This window comes from Endozoicomonas sp. ONNA2, assembly GCF_024606365.1.
GTDB lineage: Bacteria > Pseudomonadota > Gammaproteobacteria > Pseudomonadales > Endozoicomonadaceae > Endozoicomonas.
The window spans coordinates 1-2,255 of the sequence record NZ_JAHHPO010000525.1; the positions used below are offsets into that span (position 1 = coordinate 1).

Annotated in this window: 6 protein-coding genes; all 6 read left to right on the forward strand. The window is 52.9% G+C overall.

Annotation, left to right across the window (positions count from 1 at the left end):
* Positions 1–259: 259 nt before the first annotated feature.
* Positions 260–448, forward strand: a complete 189-nt coding sequence (locus KDK14_RS09290; RefSeq protein WP_257264820.1) for a hypothetical protein — start codon at positions 260–262, stop codon at positions 446–448.
* The gene (locus KDK14_RS09295; RefSeq protein WP_257264821.1) at positions 438–866 is read left to right on the forward strand and encodes a hypothetical protein; all 429 of its coding nucleotides are present in this window, start codon (positions 438–440) and stop codon (positions 864–866) included. Before KDK14_RS09290 ends, KDK14_RS09295 begins: the two co-directional genes overlap by 11 nt.
* A complete protein-coding gene (locus KDK14_RS09300; protein WP_257264822.1) occupies positions 850–1,326 on the forward strand; it encodes a hypothetical protein in 477 nt (158 codons plus the stop codon). Before KDK14_RS09295 ends, KDK14_RS09300 begins: the two co-directional genes overlap by 17 nt.
* A gap of 112 nt (positions 1,327–1,438) precedes the next feature.
* On the forward strand, positions 1,439–1,636 hold the full coding sequence (locus KDK14_RS09305) for a hypothetical protein (RefSeq protein WP_257264823.1): 198 nt from the start codon (positions 1,439–1,441) through the stop codon (positions 1,634–1,636).
* Between the two features lie 5 nt (positions 1,637–1,641).
* The gene (locus KDK14_RS09310; protein ID WP_257264824.1) at positions 1,642–1,893 is read left to right on the forward strand and encodes a hypothetical protein; all 252 of its coding nucleotides are present in this window, start codon (positions 1,642–1,644) and stop codon (positions 1,891–1,893) included.
* 90 nt (positions 1,894–1,983) lie between these two features.
* Positions 1,984–2,178, forward strand: coding sequence for a hypothetical protein (locus KDK14_RS09315; RefSeq protein ID WP_257264825.1), 195 nt, complete (start codon positions 1,984–1,986; stop codon positions 2,176–2,178).
* The last annotated feature ends 77 nt before the right edge of the window (positions 2,179–2,255 follow it).

A 2,255-nucleotide genomic window follows, 5' to 3' on the forward strand; every position in this document is an offset into this window, starting at 1 on the left:
GGGTAAGTAACAGGGGTGCCGGGCGCTAACAAAGCCAATGTGCAGCCCCCTGATCTTTCCCTTTACAGGTCTTGTATGAATCAGGACACCCGGCATTGCGTGCGCCATCATCAAACAGGGAGTTGACCCCGTCACATTCTGGTTGTTAGCCAGGCCGACGAAGACGGGGCCAAGCCTACCACAAATAAATCCTATTTGTGAATTCGCAAAACAAAACCCGCGAATCAGGCGTTTAAATCATAGCAACCGGAGAGACGATATGAAAACCCGAACACCGCTGGCCAGCCTGCCCAAACCCGGCCAGCGTCGCCAGCTGAACCGCGATGTGCGCCATTACCAGCAACAGGGTGGGCGCATCACGCAACTGAACGCTGGCACCGCCCGTGGTTTGTGCTCAATCCATTTTGAAACCATTGAATTACTGCGTGGGCACGCCTGTGAGCTCTGATACCGGAAAAAAGTCTTGCCGCAAGGGCAAAAGCGGCGAGCGGGAATTCTGCCGCCAAATAGCCACGCTGACCAACGGCCGCGTCAATTTGCAACGCAATTTGGCGCAGTGCCGCGACCGGGGCGACGACACCGGCGTCTATAACTTCAGCATTGAAATCAAACGCCACCGCACCGCCACCGATGGCCAGGTCAAACAGTGGTGGCAGCAGTGCCAGGCCAATGCCAACGCGCAGAACAAGGTACCGGTGCTGGCCTTTCGCCCGGACCAGCAACACTGGCAGGTGGTCATGCACCCGAATTATTTTTTCGACGAAACCGACGTGCGCGGTTGTGTGCGCATGGACATCGAACTGTTCTGCAAATATTTGCAAAATCCACAAACCATGTTCGGATTCCGACATGCGCCGCCGGTCTGACGTCATTGACACGCTGCTGGAGGACTGGGCCAGCTGGCGGTATATCTACAAATCGCTGGATATTGGCACCGGCGACAGTTCTATTGTGCGGTTTATGGAACCGAGCTCGACCCGGGGCGTCGGCAGCGTGCCTTTGTGGCAGGGCCGACGCACCGGTCGGCGGTTGCTGGCGCTGGATAATGATTTGGAATTACAACTGGGGCCGGATCCGGTGACCCGACTGGTGGCGCTGTATGGCATGGCCGGTCCCATTGACCGCAAAGCCAAAGCGATGGAGGTCACCGTGAACGAATTGCAGGCACTACGCCGACAGGCCCGGCGCATTGCGCTGGCGCATGTTTCATCCCACCTTGCTGCGGAGGTTTTTTACCGTGATCGTTTTCGGAGTCGATGCCAAAAACCGGGCGACACTGCACGGCCACACCCAACAGTGTCTGAAAAGAATCCGGGCAGAGCGTAATCCGTGGCGGATTTTACAGCTGATGGACTATGAGCTGTGCCATCGAAAGCGAACGAAAGTGATGAACCAGTTGATGAACCGGTTTGATGTCAAACGATAGGAGGCAATCAATATGCATTTTTATTTTACCTTTGGTACCGGGCATATCGGCTTTCCCGGTTATGTGAAAGTCACCGCACCGAATGCCAATAAAGCGCGGGAGACCATGATTAAATATTACGGTCAAAAATGGCTTTGCCAATATTCCAGTTTGCGCCTTGTTCCGGATCGTTCTTGTCATTTGCAGGACACTTTGGTGTGGCCGGAGTAGAAAAAATGAAAATCAACATGGACCACATGCGCTGTCAAATGACCGGTGCGCTCAATCATTTAGGTTGCAATTTGGTAGAACTGTTGATCACCCTGCCGGAAGATGAACGGGAAGACCTGATGGACGCGTTTAAAACCCTGGCAGGTTACGTCGGCGGGTTGAACTGCATGTACATGGATAACGACCCACAGTTCAATGACGTCAGTGAAAAAGTGACGGTGATGGATATTTACGAGTCGATAGGCGACCAGGGTTAAAGCACCGGCCCCGGAGTATGTGGTGATGCCACGGGCCGGTGGCTGACTGGACTCAGCGGTTACAGTATAAGACAGTTTTTGGAAGGTGGTATGAAAGCGATCGGGTGGGACGATGTGAAAGGCTGTGCGGTGCTGGAGAAGTATTGCAAAAAGTGCGGTGACTTTTACCCGATGACCAGTGAGTTCTGGTATCGGGACAAGCGCTCAAAGGATGGGTTCAGGCATTGTTGCAAGGGGTGTTATTCGGAGTTGCCGTCGGTAATAAAAAGATTACAAATTTTCTAATGGTGTAAACCAACTTGGACGTTTTGGGCTATATAACTACGATGGAGCTTTGTATAATCTGGGTATTCAAATCAGAT